Raw genomic sequence first — 14,319 nt, 5'->3', positions numbered from 1 at the left:
GCTTCTTAATACATCGTTATTCTATGTATACTATACATTATTTCACAAACACCGTCCAGTATATGGAAAAAGCACACCCGCATTGCGGATGTGCTTCTAAAACTGCAAATGTTCTTATTAGTGCATCATGCCTTGTGCTTTGTGCTGTACAATGACACGTTTCAGGAAGAAGGCGACAACCAGTCCAACAATAGCCATAATCATTCCGAAGATAAAGGCGTTCTGGACCCCATGTGTAAATGCCGGAACAATATTGATAGGATCGGCTGGATTAGTTACGGTCTTCATGAAGCTCTTCGAGCCAGCGGTCATGATGCTGACTGCCAAGGCAGTACCGATTGCACCGGCTACCTGCTGCAGTGTATTCATAATGGCAGTTCCATCGGGATAATATTGCAGCGGCAGCTGGTTAATCCCGTTCGTCTGGGCAGGCATCATAATCATCGAAATCCCGATCATCAGCGCACTATGAAGCACGATAACGAACACAACAGTGGATGTTGGAGTGATGCTGGAGAAGAACCACAGGGATACCGCTACAATGACCAACCCTGGAATCACGAGCCATTTAGGTCCATATTTATCGAACAAGCGTCCCATAATCGGCGACATCAGACCATTGATAATTCCGCCTGGAAGCAGGAGCAGACCTGCTTTAAAGGCAGTATAACCTTGGCCTTGCTGCAGATACATCGGAAGAATCAGCATGGATGAAAGGATAACCATCATACAGATGAAGACCATAAGCACGCCGACTGTAAACATAGGATATTTGAATGCACGCAGATTAATCATCGGCTGCTTCATCGTTAATTGGCGAACAGCGAACAGTACGAGTGCTACTACACCGATAGCAATGGCAATAATTACTTTCGGGCTTCCCCAGCCCGCTTCTTCACCAGCACTGCTGAATCCGTAGACAATACCTCCAAAACCTAACGAAGACAGCAGAATGGAAAGGGCATCAATTTTCGGCTTCGTCACTTCAGAAACGTTCTGCATAAACAGAATTCCGAAGATCAGTGCAGCTACCAGGAACGGCAGCGACAGCCAGAAAATCCAGTGCCAGCTTAAGCTCTCAATCAATAGTCCGGCAATGGTTGGGCCGATTGCAGGAGCAACCATGATCACGAGTCCAATCAGTCCCATCGCGCCCCCTCTTTTCTCGGCAGGGATGATGAGCAGAATCGTATTGAACATCAGCGGTAGGAGCAGTGCAGTTCCCATCGCTTGAACGACGCGTGCCGTGAGCAGAAACTCAAAACTTGGCGAAATGGCAGCCAGGAAGGTTCCCAGAATTGAGAAACTTACCGCAGCGATAAACAACTGTCTTGTTGTGAACCATTGCAGCAGCAGGCCTGAGATCGGAACGAGAATTCCGAGTGTCAGCAAGTAAGCTGTTGTCAGCCATTGGGCCGTTGTAGGTGTGATATTCAGAACCTGCATTAAATCCGTCAATGCCACGTTCAACGCAGTCTCACTGAACATGCCGATAAATCCGGCGAGCAATAAGGAGACGAGGATCGGAATTGTCTTGAACTTTCTTTCTGGGGTTTGCTTCTTTCCTTGCATCGTTGCTTCCACTCTTGTATCCTCCTGAAAATGTATAGTTTTCTCTCTATATTCTTTCTTGTCAATCCAGTATGGCAGGTATAGCTCTAGCAGCTGCAAGCAGCGGCTGTGTATTGCGGTACGTCAATGTCTGGAGCAGTGCCCCTTCAAACAAAGAGATTACAACGGAAGCCTTATCGGCTGCCATTTGTTGATCTGTGCCTTCAGCAAGCAGCTGTTGCATGACAACGTCCTGCCAGTCGTTGAATACGGCTTGGCATGCCGTCCGCAGCTCCTCGCTGACGCAGGAGGTTTCTACAGACAACCAGAAGCTGAATGGAACAACGCCTTTAAAGGTTGAGTTCTCAGCATCAGCAGCCATTCCCAGAATGAAATCCTGAATCGCGATTGCCGCACTTTTGCCATTTTCCACATAATGACGCAGCTGCTTAGCGACGATCTCACTGGTCCGGTTAATGCAGGTCAAGGCCAGCTCCTCTTTCCCACGGGGAAAATAATAATATAGCGATCCCTTCGGTGATTCACTGTCTTTGATGATCTGACTTAGCCCGGTAGCATGGTAACCTTGGGTAAAAAACAACCTTGAAGCGGTGTCCACAATCGCCTCCCGTGCATTGTGCTTGTTCGACAAGCGCTACACTTCCTTTTACTTTTATAACAATCGGTCTACATAATAAAACCACGGAAGAGGCCTAAATGTCAACGTGAAATTATTTTAAAATTAAACTTTACGGTGCCTATTGAAAATCACCGCTCTAACTAGATAAGGAACTGCAGATCAAATTGAAGAAGCTTGAAAATGAAAAAACTGACCAGGATAAAGCCACCTGGTCAGAATTTTTAACCTGTATTCAAAGCAGAGTCACTAATCCAGTTCCTGACACTACTCTCTCATGTTGATAAATATCTTTTTAATAACAAAACTGCTTTAGCCCGGTCATTGGTACCGATCTTGGAATAAATGTCACTTAAATAGTTCTTTACCGTTCCCTGAGTCAAAAATAATTTTTCGGCAATTTCCTTTGAGTTGTATCCTTCAATAAGCAGCCTTGCAAGGTCAAGTTCTTTTTGCGTTAGCTCAAGTTCCTTACCTGCTTTTTCAAACCCCCTGTTCTTATTGCGGATCGTGAGAGCAAGCTTTTTTGCCACTTTACCAGTAAGCAGCAAATTTCCGGAGAGCGCTTCATCGATGGATTGAACAAGCTTCTCTCCATGATGTTTTTTCAGAACTCGTAACACCTTATAATCTCAATTTCCGATTTGTCTTTATTTCACCATTTTAATTAAAACAGCTTTTTTCAAGAATATACTCTTCATTGGAGTTTTTTAAAACTATATCAAATTTTTGATGATACGGATGCATAAATAAATCATATTGAATTCTACGCTCTTCATGAGATTTTCTTAAATAATTAGTATCTGTTCCTCTTTCAGAAACATCACGTATACTCCTTCTCATCAACTCGGTTTCTCCATCCGTATATAAGTAAACTTTCAGGTCATACAAATTTGGGTCTGTAAAGGCAACACTCATGCCTTCCACAATATTTATTTTGTTTCGTGAAGATATTAACGTACTCTTTGTATAATTCGTGCCTATTGTATAAAAATCCAGACCATCTCTCATCATACGAATGTCTCTTTCTAAAGCGAATATATTATGAGCAGCAGGGTGACAAGCAGTCATTTTATCATGATGATGTTCATTGTTATATTCATAGTCGATAAAAGTGTATTTCCTAAGATGAGAGCTGATAATATAGGGGTCAGTATTAATATAATTCACATCATCATGTCCCAGAAGCTTTAAAAAATTATGGGCAAACGTTGTCTTTCCAGATGCACCATGACCCGAAATCCCAATAGTGACTCTTTTAACCTCACCGCTAATCAAATTGGCTATCTTATGTAATACCTTATCCATATTTGCCCCCATTTTATCTATTAATTGATGTTCATTAACTCTCCATAAACCATACATAATTAGGTAATTTGCACAAAAAAAGCGCAGAGTTTCTGGTTTCAACACTACGCTTTTATTGGTCATGCGGTCATCTTTTTTTCAACTTTTCGAGCTAGTATTAATGCACCTTGATCGATATATTTCATATAATAATGCGACAAAATAAATAAGGGCACCATGGAAACCATAAACGTAATTGCATAGGCAAGATTATAACTAAAACGATGAATCACCGTTATATGCCCTCATGTCTTTTTGAGTTATCGTTTCCCGATAGTTCAATGACTAATTACTTAGTAAAAGTTTCATACCATCATGACTAGCAACAAATCCAAGTCGTTCATAGAACCGATGGGCATCTTTACGTTTTTTGTCAGTTGTCAGTTGAATCATCCCGCAACCCATTGCTCTAGCCTCATTAATAGCATAACGAAATAAGGACTCTCCAACTCCTGTGCCACGATAATCACTGTCAATACGAACACCCTCAATTTGAGCACGTGTCGTTCCTAATCTTGCAATCCCAGGAATAATTGTAAGCTGAAGACAACCAATAACTTCGTTGTTATCCAAAGCAACGATTATGGAATTACCAATCTGCTGTTCAATCTTTGCAAAAGCATCAATGTATGCTTTTGGCAGTGGGTGTTCAAAACGCTCACGGGTAGCCCCCAATTCATCATCCGCTAATAAACGGACAATTGCAGGAAGATGGTTTACATTTGCAGTTTTGAATTCCATAATGACCTCCAATATCTCATTGTTTTGTTAAAATACTATATTACAATGGTATACCTTCTTCAACAAGACTGCCCTTTACTTCAGTAAGCTCCCCCAACGTTGCAGCTTCTTCGCTGTAGACACCCGTCAGATGAGCAACTATTCCGATAACCCCCCCTTAGTTGTTTCGAGAGCTCTGTCCAGATCATGTGATGCTTCTATAATGGCTGGCTCCAAATTACTCAGCCATTCGGAATACTCTAGACATGTTACCATGGATGGATCCTTCCTTAGCTTCTTGCATCGCTTCAAATTCTCTTTCCATCCGCCACTAAGATGTAAAAGCCCCCAATCTGCTGCTTGGCTTTTAGACAGGATGACACCTTCCTGCCACCAAGCTATAAATTTGGAAGCTAACAGGAGCCAGTCAACGGAATGTAGGCTATTTCCCTTGCCAAACATCCGCATGCTCTTGGCATATTCTTTAAAAAAGCTAATGAACTCTTCCCTCGAGTACGATGGCACATTGTCTAGATGGGACTTACCATACAACAAGATACTCTGCTCCTTGATCGTGTACAGGGTGAACAGGTCTAATTGATTTTCCGTCCAGACGGATTCACGCTTTGTTCCCCACCACAAGCCGCTGCCCTTCTCCCCACTTAGCATACTAATCGTAAGAAAGGCACCCTCAAGCATATCGGTGTAGAGGTTGGGGATCTGTCTATCGACAGATCTTCTAAGAAGGGATGATCTATAAATGGATCTTTGTTTGTTTAATAGTTCGATTTCATTTTGGCTAAGGTCCTCACCGATTACAACGAGAAAATCCAAATCTCCGTACCCCGGGGATAAATCATTGTGAGTGGCCGAACCGTAAAGGTAAATGCTTCGCAACTTTCTATTAAGAATGGCTCGAATATCATCGACAAATATGGACAAGGTTCGCTCAAGTGTTTCGTCTTCAAATGATTGGATCAACATTAAGATCGCTCCATTTTGAATTTCTATTTTTAGTTTTTGCCAATACTATAATACCACCATATTGGAACCCTATCTTCTGTTCAATAGTTAGCAAAGGCTGCCGTATGGATCCGCGGCAGCCTGTTCTTGGAATTATGATGGTATAATTTCTACGTTAGTTCAACGATCAAATCATCAATGAGCCGATCGGTTACGTCGCTGCTCGTAGTTCACTGAACTATCGTTCGCGGCTAACTCAACCAGTCATACCCATAGATACCTTTATTGTTACTTCAGCCATCTCTTTTAGTTTAACAGTAGCTAATCCTTTTATCTCAAAATTTGTAGCTATCCTTTCAAAGTAAGACCAATCGTTATTTTCTTTAATTAACTGTATTTCCTTTATCAATTCTAAAAACGTGTCAAAGCCCTCTATATCTATGTATAACCGTGCTAATTTTTCAAATCCAGCTTCATCTGGCGTTTGAACTATAATTTCTAGTTAGAATAAAAATAGTAAGTGTTTGTTTTCTTTCATCTTCTTTATAAATTTAACGATTCCTCGAATAATAAATATTGATAAAATGATAATAATGACTGGAGCAATTTCTAAAATAAAAACAGGAAATAATGCTGATAATGAAACAAAAATCTCGTAAATAAAAAAATAATCAACTATTCCAACAACTACAAAAGACATTACAATCAATTGAAATTTCTGATAATAATAACTAAGCCTATAATAGGCTCTTCTTAAGTAATCAAAAGCTTTCATACTTCACCTCAATGCAATTTATTTACACTATGCTACGATTAGGTTTAGAAATGGTTTCATGTTTTACTTTAGTTCAATCTATATAAAACTCTATTTTCTTCTGACACCCGGAACGAATAATGCCCTTCCGGCTTCCTGCAGGGAAACGAAAGGGCTGAAAAGTTTGTTTTCTCGTTATTTGAAACTTTGTACTCGTTTTTTTGAAACGGTTTCTGCTTAATTGGCCTTGTCGGCAGTGTCATAGATAAGGCAGCGCAGGGCCTGATTCGGATAGCGGAATTCCGCTGTATAGCTGCTTCCGTCTTCCAACAACAGTTTCACTGCCACCATCCCGCGTTTGTTGTTAACCTCGGTATCGGTCAGATAAGCTTTGACAATGGTTCTTGTTTCTCCCTGCTTGTCCTTAACGACCTGGGTAGCTTTGTGAATCCAGCTGGCATCCTTTTGAATGGCACTGGCGGCCGCTTTGTCGATGGGAGTTCTTTTCAGCGCCAAATTAATTGCTGTCGTATCTAGCACGACCCCGGTTTTCGCATCAATTATTACGTGATATTGCCAAAATTCCTTGCCTTGCCCCCGCAGGGTTTGCGACTTATAAGGAGACCAATGAACGCTCCAGGTTGGATGTTTGTCCAGTCTTAGTTCATCTAGAATAACTGTCGTTTGCAGCTTGGAAATATCGGCATCAAACAGCTTGCGCACACTTTCAGCCGCCAGCGCCTGCGCTTCAGCCTTGCTGAATTCCTGCGGCAGGGGGGGCGCAGTCACATTCCGTTTGGACAAGATGTAATTGAGCCGGTAGGACCAGTCAATCAGCTGCAGCAGCTCTTCATCGGTCAAACTCCGCTCCGGGTATGTGTACGTATTGGTCTCCAAATCCAGATACACTTCTGCTTGTCCCGGCTTTAACGGCAGCTGCTGTTTGGGGCGGAGCCCATCATACACATACTGGTCATCCAGAACCAGTCTGCGGTTCACTTCTGAATCGGTCATTTCCCGGCCTGAATTATGAGGATCGCCCGGCTTGTCTATGAAGTCATAGATCTGCTGGATTTGCGCCTCAGTCATCTGCTTAAGCAGGTCTTCTTTCACAGTGGACACCGGCGCCGGTGCCTCCACTTTCAGCACAGGGACGGTGCTTCCGGTTAAAGCCAGCTGGGCACTACCCTGAATTTCCGGGCTGTTCTTGGCGACGACTGCGGAGTTCACAAAGCTGGGGACGAGAGTCGCGCTGACAGTGAGCACAGCTCCTGAAAATAGGATAACAGCTAACGTAGCAGACAGTTTGTTCTTGCTCAATTGTATTACCTCCATTGGGATCAAAGATGTTGAATCTGTCTATACCTTAATCCCAAGATGTTATGGAGTAGGAGGACAGTTGTTATGGAGTTGTAAAAAGATGCGGATGCTTGTCCCTTCACCAAGAACAGATTGCAGCTCAACTCTGGCTTGATGCGCCTCGGCAATTTGCCGGCACAAGGAGAGACCGAGACCGGCATTGCCATAGGTCCGTGAACGTGCAGGGTCCGCCCGATAGAACGGCTCGAAGGCACGCTTGCTCTGTTCCGCCGTCATCCCGCTTCCGCTGTCACGCACTTCCAGCACAGCCTCCCCGTTCTGATTATAGGCTAGCAAGCGGATCTGGCAGCCTGGCTTTGAAGCATGAATGGCATTTTCGATTAAATTCACCAGAAAGGATGCCAGCAGATCGGCATCTCCCCACACGGTGGGGATGGAGCTGTCAATCTGCAACAGTATTCCGTTCTCAGTTAATTTTTGCTGTTCCGTCTGCACTACCGCCTCGAACAGTCCAGAAACATCCACCTCTGACTGCACCAGAGGCTGGTGCCGGAGGACGGACAAATCGAGCAGCTTAAAGGCAAGATTCTTCAGCCTGATCGTTTCACTCCAAATATAGCGGCCAGCCTTTATCTGTTCTTCCTGGCCAATGTTCGCCGAAGTGAGAAATTCAGCGAACCCTTGCATACTGGTCAGCGGTGTACGCAGTTCATGGGCAAGATTATCGACCATCCGCTGTTTATCCTCTGCCATGTCGGAGAGATCGGTCATCCGCTGCTCCACCACCGAAGCCATCCGGTTGAAATTGAGTGCCAGCTCTCCGAACTCGTCCTTACTGTGCAGCTCCACACGGTTCGAATAATTGCCCTCAGCGATTGTCTTGGTCGTCTCCGACAGCTGCTTGAGCGGCTTGGTCAGTTGGCGGATGAGGAGATAGAGCAGCAGCGCCAGCACCGGACCTACAATCCAGTTAATCATTACAAAGAAGCGGTTCAGCTCCTGCTGCTGGGCATACAGCCCGCTGATGTCGCGCTTATAGGCCAGCTCCATATGCTGGTAAGGAGCAGGAAGCGGCATGGATAACCGGATGGTATGTTCATCCTGCATACCGTCCTTTCCGCCCGTATTCGGGTAGATTAGCCGACCGTTCTCCCGCAGCTCCAAGCCAATTCCTTGTGTGCGGTAGTGTTCACCATATGACTCAGCCACACTGAGCAGCAAGACAGGGGTGAGGGTGATGCCCCGTGCCAGGATAGAATCAAGATTCTCGTATATATTATTGGCAATCAGCAGCTGCTCGCTGGCCGCCCGCTTGGTCTCGCTGTCCATGTTCAGCTGCCAGCTTTTTTTCATCACCATAATTACACTTACATCGAGGGCTGCAATGAAGAGCACGAGGACGGAGAGGAGAATCTTATGCCAGAACCGCATGGCTAGACCTGAACTTCCAGGCGGTAGCCCAGCTTGAATACGGTTTTGATTCGTTCTTCCCAGCCTAGTTTTTTGCGTAGCTGACGGATATGGACATCCACTGTGCGGGTGTCGCCGGCAAAATCATAGCCCCAGGCCAATTCAAGCAGCTTTTCCCTCGAGAGGGCTATATTCCGGTTGCGGATCAGCACTTCGAGCAGCTCAAATTCCCGGGTAGTCAAATCCACCGGCAACTGATCTACCCGGACCTGACGTTCCGGAAACCGGACCTCCACCTCATCGCAAATAAAAGCAGAGGCAGTTTGTTCGTTCCTGCGCAGCACGACATTGATACGGGCTAGCAGCTCAAGGATTTCAAAGGGTTTTATAATATAATCATCCGCACCTAACTCGAACCCTTTGATGCGGTCTGCCAATGCATTTTTGGCCGTAATCAGAATTACCGGAATCCGCAAGTGGGCAATCTGCTGCATCACTTCAAACCCGTCCATACCGGGAAGCATCACATCAAGCAGAATAAGATCCGTTCGCACTTGTTCTAGAATTCCAGAAACCTCTGAACCGGCATAAACTTTGGAATACGTGTGTCCGACCAGCTTAAGGTTCATGGTAATCAAATCGCTGATTGGCTGTTCATCTTCAACCACTAGTATATGGGCCATCCACTGAATATCCTCCTGATTCCTATAGTAGCGAAAATTTCTGTTCGTATAGACTTCATCCGCTAGCATCAGCTTACAAATTTAGCGCGTATTCTTTACAATCCGGACCGTCACGTACCGGTAAAGCCTCGGTCGTCCAGCACAACATAGATCATATTCAGCCCTTCTTTCTTGTGTTGTTAACTATTTACACTTTAACATACCAGATTTCAGAATTCTTCATGACTCTTTCGGTTTGGCGCTGTAAATCACTTTTTTAAGTCTCTTTTTTTTGGCAGAAGGAAACTGGCAGTCAAAAAATAGCTTAACTTTCAACGCAGAAGGAGTCAAAGAATAATTCATCTGAGTTGAACTGTTGAACCGACTGAGCCATGAGGACTATGGACATTCCCTACACGAACGTAAAGGATGGAAATTTTGAGATTATATAATTCTTTTCTGATTGCTAGTGGGAGAGGGATCCGCTATAATTTAATTAATTCCAATGCGAAAGGTGTGAATTAGATGGGCAAAGATATCAAAGCCAAAGGAATCCCCAGACCACTTGTCAAAACCAACCAGGCAGTTATCGTGATCTCCGTACTATTAACCTGGCTTACAGGACAACATTGGATACTTGCGATTCCCCTAGCCGCCGGCTTGTCCGGTTTACTGTTCGGATACAATCCGGTGATGAAGGTTGGGGTGATTTTTCTCAAAAAAGAACGCTCTGCTTATGTGCAAGAAGATTGGGAGCAGCAGCAATTCAACCAAAGCATAGCCGTCTTCTGTCTTGCCGCTGGTCTGATCAGCTTTCTGGCAGGCTGGAATATTGCCGCTTATATCTTCACCGCATTGGTAGCGGTCGCAGCAACTGTCGCTATTCTTGGATTCTGCATTGGCTGCTTTATCCATTACCAGTGGAGAATGTACAACTATAGACGCAAACAGGGAAGCACTCAGTAACGCTTACAGCGTGTAAGGACATCAGCCGCAGCGGACATTGTGACCGGCAACAACAAAACAAGCAGCAATGATGACCTGGGTCTTCACTGCTGCTTGAGACTGGCATTGAATGTGCTGGCCAACTCCTGCCACAGGTTATTTCCTCTCTCCGTCGCCCGCAACATCCCAGCGATGGCGGAATTTCTCCAGCCTCGGATGAACAGTAGATGGAGTTTCGCTCAGAATAAGCCGAAGCTTCACGATCCACTCCTCAAAGGAGGAATAAGAAGCAAACAAATTAGCCATCTCCGGTGTCAGGTACAGGAAATACGGCGAAGGATACACTTCGCTAATATGACGGAGCGCAGAATCAAGCGGCGTATATTTCTTCCGCTTTCCCTCCAGAGTTTCCACAGTGATAAATGAAAGTCCCTGTTCTCTTCTCCACTCATGCAAACGGTCTTCCCGCTTATAATACGACTGTACAGGCTCTTTTGTCATCCGCCTTACCGTTTCTTCATGCAACGGATACAGCACCAGCTTGGTGAATTTGCGTTCCGTAGCCGTCCGGGCTGCCTCAGCCAGCTCCTGATCACTTATATGCTCAAAGGAATCATAGAAAACTAGCGTTCCTTTGCGTTCGCTGGCCGGTGGTTCATAGCCATAGGGTACATGCTGGATCTCTCGTTTCATTTTCGCCCTCCTGCTTGATCTGTCCGCTCTATGTAGCATAGCATGCGCTATTTTGTCCGGAATTAAATGTTTTATGATTTAGTTTTGATTAAAAAGAGCGTCAGATCATCGTCCACACAAACTTGGCTTCCTGGTACTACGGGCATATCGTTATACATTATCCCTCTGCCATCGGGGACAAAGCCGCGCTTGATGTACATTCTTTGTGCAGTGCCATAGTCAGCATACAACCCGAAGCCTATACCTATCGTGTCCGACTGCATAAATGCCTCTTTTTCCAGCGCCTCAATAAGCAGACTTCCTATGCCCAGCTTGCGGAGCGGGGGGATAATGTCAAAGTTCTGGATTTCAGGGATTCCGTGCTCTTTAAAATATGGGTACTGCGGGTGAAGCACCACATGGCCCCAGCCTGCAAGCTTACTCTCAAGGGACACCAGGAGCGTCACTCTTTCTTTACTCCGGTTTTCTTCCCAGCAGCTTTTAATATACTCTAGTGGTTTACTGATATCGTGACCGGATAAACCTTCATAGATCCGCTCTATGTCTTCTTGGGTCATAGGACGGATCTGTACAGGTAAACTCATGGCATGTCTTCCTCCATTCAAGCAGAATGCTGCTTTTTTTCAGTGTTTGCTATTCACTCAGCACCTTAATTTCTATCGCCAAAAAAACAGGGGTCACCGGATTATATTGCTTTTCCCCTCATCTCCCAGCTTAACACAATCCTTCTTATACGCGTAGTATGCAGCCCCCAGCGTTCCGGCCCTGCTACCAAGCTGAGCCTGAACAATCCTGCATTTGCCACCCGCCAGTTTCAGTGCATGCGCATTTACCGTTTCCCGGACACTGCGCAGCAGCCTGTCCCCTGCCGCCGCCATTCCCCCGCCGATAATGACTACGTCCGGGTTCAGCAGATTAATGACATTGGCCAGTCCAAACCCAAGCAAAACCCCTGTCTCATGCATCACCTCGACAGCCAGCCTGTCCTCTAGATCATACGCCTCAGAGATCATCAAAGCGGTTATGGCATCATTATTACCGGTTGTCCAAGTCTGAATGATGCTGGTTCTGCCTTCACCCAGCTTTTCCTTAAAAGTGTTGACCATGCCTACAGCGGACACGTACCTCCCAAGACAGCCGGAGCTTCCGCAGCGGCAAGGGCGACCGTTCCTGTACATGTTCATATGCCCGATTTCCCCGGCACTGAAAGTAGTACCGTAAAGCACCCTGTCCTGAGTGATGATTCCTGAACCTAGTCCCGTTCCTAGCGTAAGCAGCACCTGATTTCTATACCCTCTGCCTGCGCCAAACTGCCACTCACCGTACATGTTGACTCGCACATCGTTATCGATAAATACAGGAAAGCTGTAGAACTTTTTCATTTCATTTACAATATGTATGTTTTCCCACTCCGGAAAATTGGGAGAGAAAATGGACAGTCCCTCTTCCGGATCAAGCAAACCGGGGATACCCAGTCCCATGCATTGGATCTGCTCCAAAGCAACTCCATGCTCCTCCATCAGCAGCTGAACCGCATTTCGGATTCGTTCGAGCACAAATGCCGGTCCTTTCGCGGCTTCAGTAGCCGTTGACAATTCCCCGATTGCTGTAAAACCGGTATCAAACAGCCCTGCTTTGATATTCGTTCCACCCAAATCTACCCCAAGGATATATGATTTCATCCAGTACCTCCTCATTTCCGCCAATTTCATTTTTATAGTGATGATCTTTCAACTTTTTCAAAACCCTATTAGTGCCATATTAATTCAAGCTCATTGTCTTCGCATCGGCTTCCGCCCTGCGGATCGCCTTCACCCCGCTCTTCAGCTGGCTTTCCGTAAGATTGGAGTAACCCAGCAGAAATACGGGCTTCTGCGGCTTGGAGCCCACGAAGTAAGAAGAGGCTGGATAGATACGAACGCCATACCGAAGCGCAGCTGCCGCTATATCATTTTCATTTGCGGGTGAATCCAGCTCAACCAGCACATGCAGGCCTGCCTCTTCACCAAACGTACGCACCCGCGGGCCAAACTCCTTCCGCAGACTGTGAAGCAGACAACTTCTGCGCCCGGCGTAGAGCTTATTCATTCGGGCAACATGACGGGCATATTGTCCAGACTTCAAAAACTCAGCCAGCGCTTCCTGATCCAGAGCAGGAGACATCCGGTCGGCAAGCCATTTGACCGCCAGAAATCCCGGGATCATGGATGGGGGCAGGATAATATAGCCTATGCGGAGCGCCGGAAACAGGATTTTGCTGAAGCTGCCGATGTAGGCCACCCTGCTGCTGGAATCCAGACCGGCAAGTGCAGACAGCTTCGGACCATCGTATCTATATTCACTGTCGTAATCATCTTCAATAATTAACGCATCATGCGCCTTTGCCCATTTCAGAAGCTGAATCCTGCGGCTTAATGACATCGTTGTCCCGAGCGGGAACTGATGGGATGGCGTGACATAAATCAGCTTCGGAATCTTGCCGTGCCCTGTTTCTGCCGCTTGAAGAACACATTTGTCGAAGTCTTCAACGGTTATGCCTTCCTCATCTACTGTTACCGGTATAATCTCAGCGCCGGAGAACCTGAATATTTCGCGTACCGTATGGTGGGTTGGATCTTCCATAATCACTCCGTCGCCTTTGCTCAAACATAACCTCGCCAAAATATCCAAGGCCTGCGTTGCCCCCGCTGTAATCACAATTTGCTCGGCAGTCACGGGAATGGAACGTGTTGAACGCAGCAGCCGGGCAATTTCCTGGCGCAAGGAATATGAGCCCTCCGCAGCTCCATATCCCAGTGTCTGCGGCGTGGCGCTGCGGCAGGCATTCATGAGCGCTTTCTGCCAGCTATCCATGGGAAAGGCATCCCAGGCAGGCACACCATGGCGGAAATCACAAAACACGGCACCAGGTCCGACATTATCCATGATAGCATCAGGTGTAAGCAAAGAGAGGGCCAGTTCATTCTTCAAGTGAAGTTGCCGGTCCTCCTGTGCAATCTTTTCCATGTCAGGGTCATCGCCTGATAGTCCGTGCTCTGACTGCAGACCCGTAACGAACGTTCCAGCACCTTTGCGCATTTCCAGATATCCTTCTGCTTGAAGCAGCTCATATGCCTGCAGAACCACGCTTCGCGAGAGGGATAACTGCTTGGCCAGCATTCTCGTTGGCGGCAACGGATCGCCTCCACTTAAAGCTCCAGAATGGATAGCTGTCCGAATCTGCTCATAGATCTGCCGATTTAAAGGCACTACCCTATCTCTGTCAAGCGTGATTAGCAGTTCATGATTCATCGGGCACCTCTCCACATTTCATCATA

At 46.0% G+C, this 14,319-nt stretch carries 15 protein-coding genes; 1 reads left to right on the top strand and 14 read right to left on the bottom strand.

Translation table 11 applies throughout. The annotated features are described in order from the left end of the window. Nucleotides 1-117: 117 nt before the first annotated feature. From MHI45_RS34545 to MHI45_RS34500, 10 genes are all read right to left on the bottom strand, one after another. A complete protein-coding gene (locus MHI45_RS34545) occupies nt 118-1,572 on the bottom strand; it encodes a DHA2 family efflux MFS transporter permease subunit (RefSeq protein WP_038599661.1) in 1,455 nt (484 codons plus the stop codon). A gap of 61 nt (nt 1,573-1,633) precedes the next feature. After that, nucleotides 1,634-2,203 carry a TetR/AcrR family transcriptional regulator gene (locus MHI45_RS34540; RefSeq protein WP_038591368.1) on the bottom strand — a complete coding sequence of 190 codons (570 nt, stop codon included), beginning with the start codon at nt 2,201-2,203 and terminating at the stop codon, nt 1,634-1,636. A gap of 260 nt (nt 2,204-2,463) precedes the next feature. Further along, a complete protein-coding gene (locus tag MHI45_RS34535) occupies nt 2,464-2,811 on the bottom strand; it encodes a response regulator transcription factor (protein ID WP_076109276.1) in 348 nt (115 codons plus the stop codon). A 40-nt stretch (nt 2,812-2,851) separates the two neighbouring features. After that, the gene (locus MHI45_RS34530; protein ID WP_076109401.1) at nt 2,852-3,496 is read right to left on the bottom strand and encodes a uridine kinase family protein; all 645 of its coding nucleotides are present in this window, start codon (nt 3,494-3,496) and stop codon (nt 2,852-2,854) included. 324 nt (nt 3,497-3,820) lie between these two features. Beyond that, nucleotides 3,821-4,276: a GNAT family N-acetyltransferase gene (locus tag MHI45_RS34525; RefSeq protein ID WP_076109275.1), complete on the bottom strand. Its 456-nt coding sequence runs from the start codon at nt 4,274-4,276 to the stop codon at nt 3,821-3,823. A gap of 138 nt (nt 4,277-4,414) precedes the next feature. Next, nucleotides 4,415-5,239, bottom strand: coding sequence for a nucleotidyltransferase domain-containing protein (locus tag MHI45_RS34520; protein ID WP_076109274.1), 825 nt, complete (start codon nt 5,237-5,239; stop codon nt 4,415-4,417). A 481-nt stretch (nt 5,240-5,720) separates the two neighbouring features. Beyond that, entirely contained in the window at nt 5,721-5,993 is a 273-nt protein-coding gene (locus tag MHI45_RS34515; protein WP_076109273.1) for a hypothetical protein, read from the bottom strand. A gap of 216 nt (nt 5,994-6,209) precedes the next feature. Continuing rightward, nucleotides 6,210-7,292 carry a hypothetical protein gene (locus tag MHI45_RS34510; protein ID WP_256718029.1) on the bottom strand — a complete coding sequence of 361 codons (1,083 nt, stop codon included), beginning with the start codon at nt 7,290-7,292 and terminating at the stop codon, nt 6,210-6,212. A gap of 60 nt (nt 7,293-7,352) precedes the next feature. After that, nucleotides 7,353-8,645 (bottom strand): HAMP domain-containing sensor histidine kinase, encoded by a 1,293-nt coding sequence (locus MHI45_RS34505; protein ID WP_341118730.1) that lies wholly within the window; start codon nt 8,643-8,645, stop codon nt 7,353-7,355. Between the two features lie 80 nt (nt 8,646-8,725). Continuing rightward, nucleotides 8,726-9,385 carry a response regulator transcription factor gene (locus MHI45_RS34500; RefSeq protein ID WP_076109270.1) on the bottom strand — a complete coding sequence of 220 codons (660 nt, stop codon included), beginning with the start codon at nt 9,383-9,385 and terminating at the stop codon, nt 8,726-8,728. 504 nt (nt 9,386-9,889) lie between these two features. On the opposite strand from MHI45_RS34500, the gene MHI45_RS34495 reads away from it, so the two are divergent. Further along, complete coding sequence (locus MHI45_RS34495) at nt 9,890-10,330, top strand: DUF4395 domain-containing protein (protein WP_076109269.1); 441 nt, start codon at nt 9,890-9,892, stop codon at nt 10,328-10,330. Between the two features lie 135 nt (nt 10,331-10,465). Here MHI45_RS34495 and MHI45_RS34490 read toward each other — a convergent pair whose 3' ends face one another. The 4 genes from MHI45_RS34490 to pdxR form a co-directional block, all read right to left on the bottom strand. Then, on the bottom strand, nt 10,466-11,002 hold the full coding sequence (locus tag MHI45_RS34490; protein ID WP_076109268.1) for a hypothetical protein: 537 nt from the start codon (nt 11,000-11,002) through the stop codon (nt 10,466-10,468). A 71-nt stretch (nt 11,003-11,073) separates the two neighbouring features. After that, nucleotides 11,074-11,586 (bottom strand): GNAT family N-acetyltransferase, encoded by a 513-nt coding sequence (locus MHI45_RS34485; RefSeq protein WP_076109267.1) that lies wholly within the window; start codon nt 11,584-11,586, stop codon nt 11,074-11,076. A 93-nt stretch (nt 11,587-11,679) separates the two neighbouring features. Further along, entirely contained in the window at nt 11,680-12,684 is a 1,005-nt protein-coding gene (locus MHI45_RS34480; RefSeq protein ID WP_076109266.1) for an ROK family protein, read from the bottom strand. A 79-nt stretch (nt 12,685-12,763) separates the two neighbouring features. Then, nucleotides 12,764-14,293 carry a MocR-like pyridoxine biosynthesis transcription factor PdxR gene (gene pdxR, locus MHI45_RS34475; protein ID WP_076109265.1) on the bottom strand — a complete coding sequence of 510 codons (1,530 nt, stop codon included), beginning with the start codon at nt 14,291-14,293 and terminating at the stop codon, nt 12,764-12,766. Nucleotides 14,294-14,319: the final 26 nt, after the last annotated feature.

Origin of the sequence: Paenibacillus sp. FSL H3-0321, from assembly GCF_038002865.1 — a bacterium.
Classification (GTDB): Bacteria; Bacillota; Bacilli; order Paenibacillales; family Paenibacillaceae; genus Paenibacillus_AQ.
The sequence above is the reverse complement of the archived record's forward strand: the minus strand, read 5'-3'. Positions and strand labels throughout refer to the sequence as shown.

Bases quoted from the DNA above. Each gene is read 5' to 3' on its own strand.
- MHI45_RS34545 (WP_038599661.1), bottom strand. From the start codon at position 1,572: ATGCAAGGAAAGAAGCAAACCCCAGAAAGAAAGTTCAAGACAATTCCG.
- MHI45_RS34530 (WP_076109401.1), bottom strand. From the start codon at position 3,496: ATGGATAAGGTATTACATAAGATAGCCAATTTGATTAGCGGTGAGGTT.
- MHI45_RS34525 (WP_076109275.1), bottom strand. From the start codon at position 4,276: ATGGAATTCAAAACTGCAAATGTAAACCATCTTCCTGCAATTGTCCGT.
- MHI45_RS34520 (WP_076109274.1), bottom strand. From the start codon at position 5,239: ATGTTGATCCAATCATTTGAAGACGAAACACTTGAGCGAACCTTGTCC.
- MHI45_RS34515 (WP_076109273.1), bottom strand. From the start codon at position 5,993: ATGAAAGCTTTTGATTACTTAAGAAGAGCCTATTATAGGCTTAGTTAT.
- MHI45_RS34505 (WP_341118730.1), bottom strand. From the start codon at position 8,645: ATGAAAAAAAGCTGGCAGCTGAACATGGACAGCGAGACCAAGCGGGCG.
- MHI45_RS34500 (WP_076109270.1), bottom strand. From the start codon at position 9,385: ATGGCCCATATACTAGTGGTTGAAGATGAACAGCCAATCAGCGATTTG.
- MHI45_RS34495 (WP_076109269.1), top strand. From the start codon at position 9,890: ATGGGCAAAGATATCAAAGCCAAAGGAATCCCCAGACCACTTGTCAAA.
- MHI45_RS34490 (WP_076109268.1), bottom strand. From the start codon at position 11,002: ATGAAACGAGAGATCCAGCATGTACCCTATGGCTATGAACCACCGGCC.
- MHI45_RS34485 (WP_076109267.1), bottom strand. From the start codon at position 11,586: ATGAGTTTACCTGTACAGATCCGTCCTATGACCCAAGAAGACATAGAG.
- MHI45_RS34480 (WP_076109266.1), bottom strand. From the start codon at position 12,684: ATGAAATCATATATCCTTGGGGTAGATTTGGGTGGAACGAATATCAAA.
- pdxR (WP_076109265.1), bottom strand. From the start codon at position 14,293: ATGAATCATGAACTGCTAATCACGCTTGACAGAGATAGGGTAGTGCCT.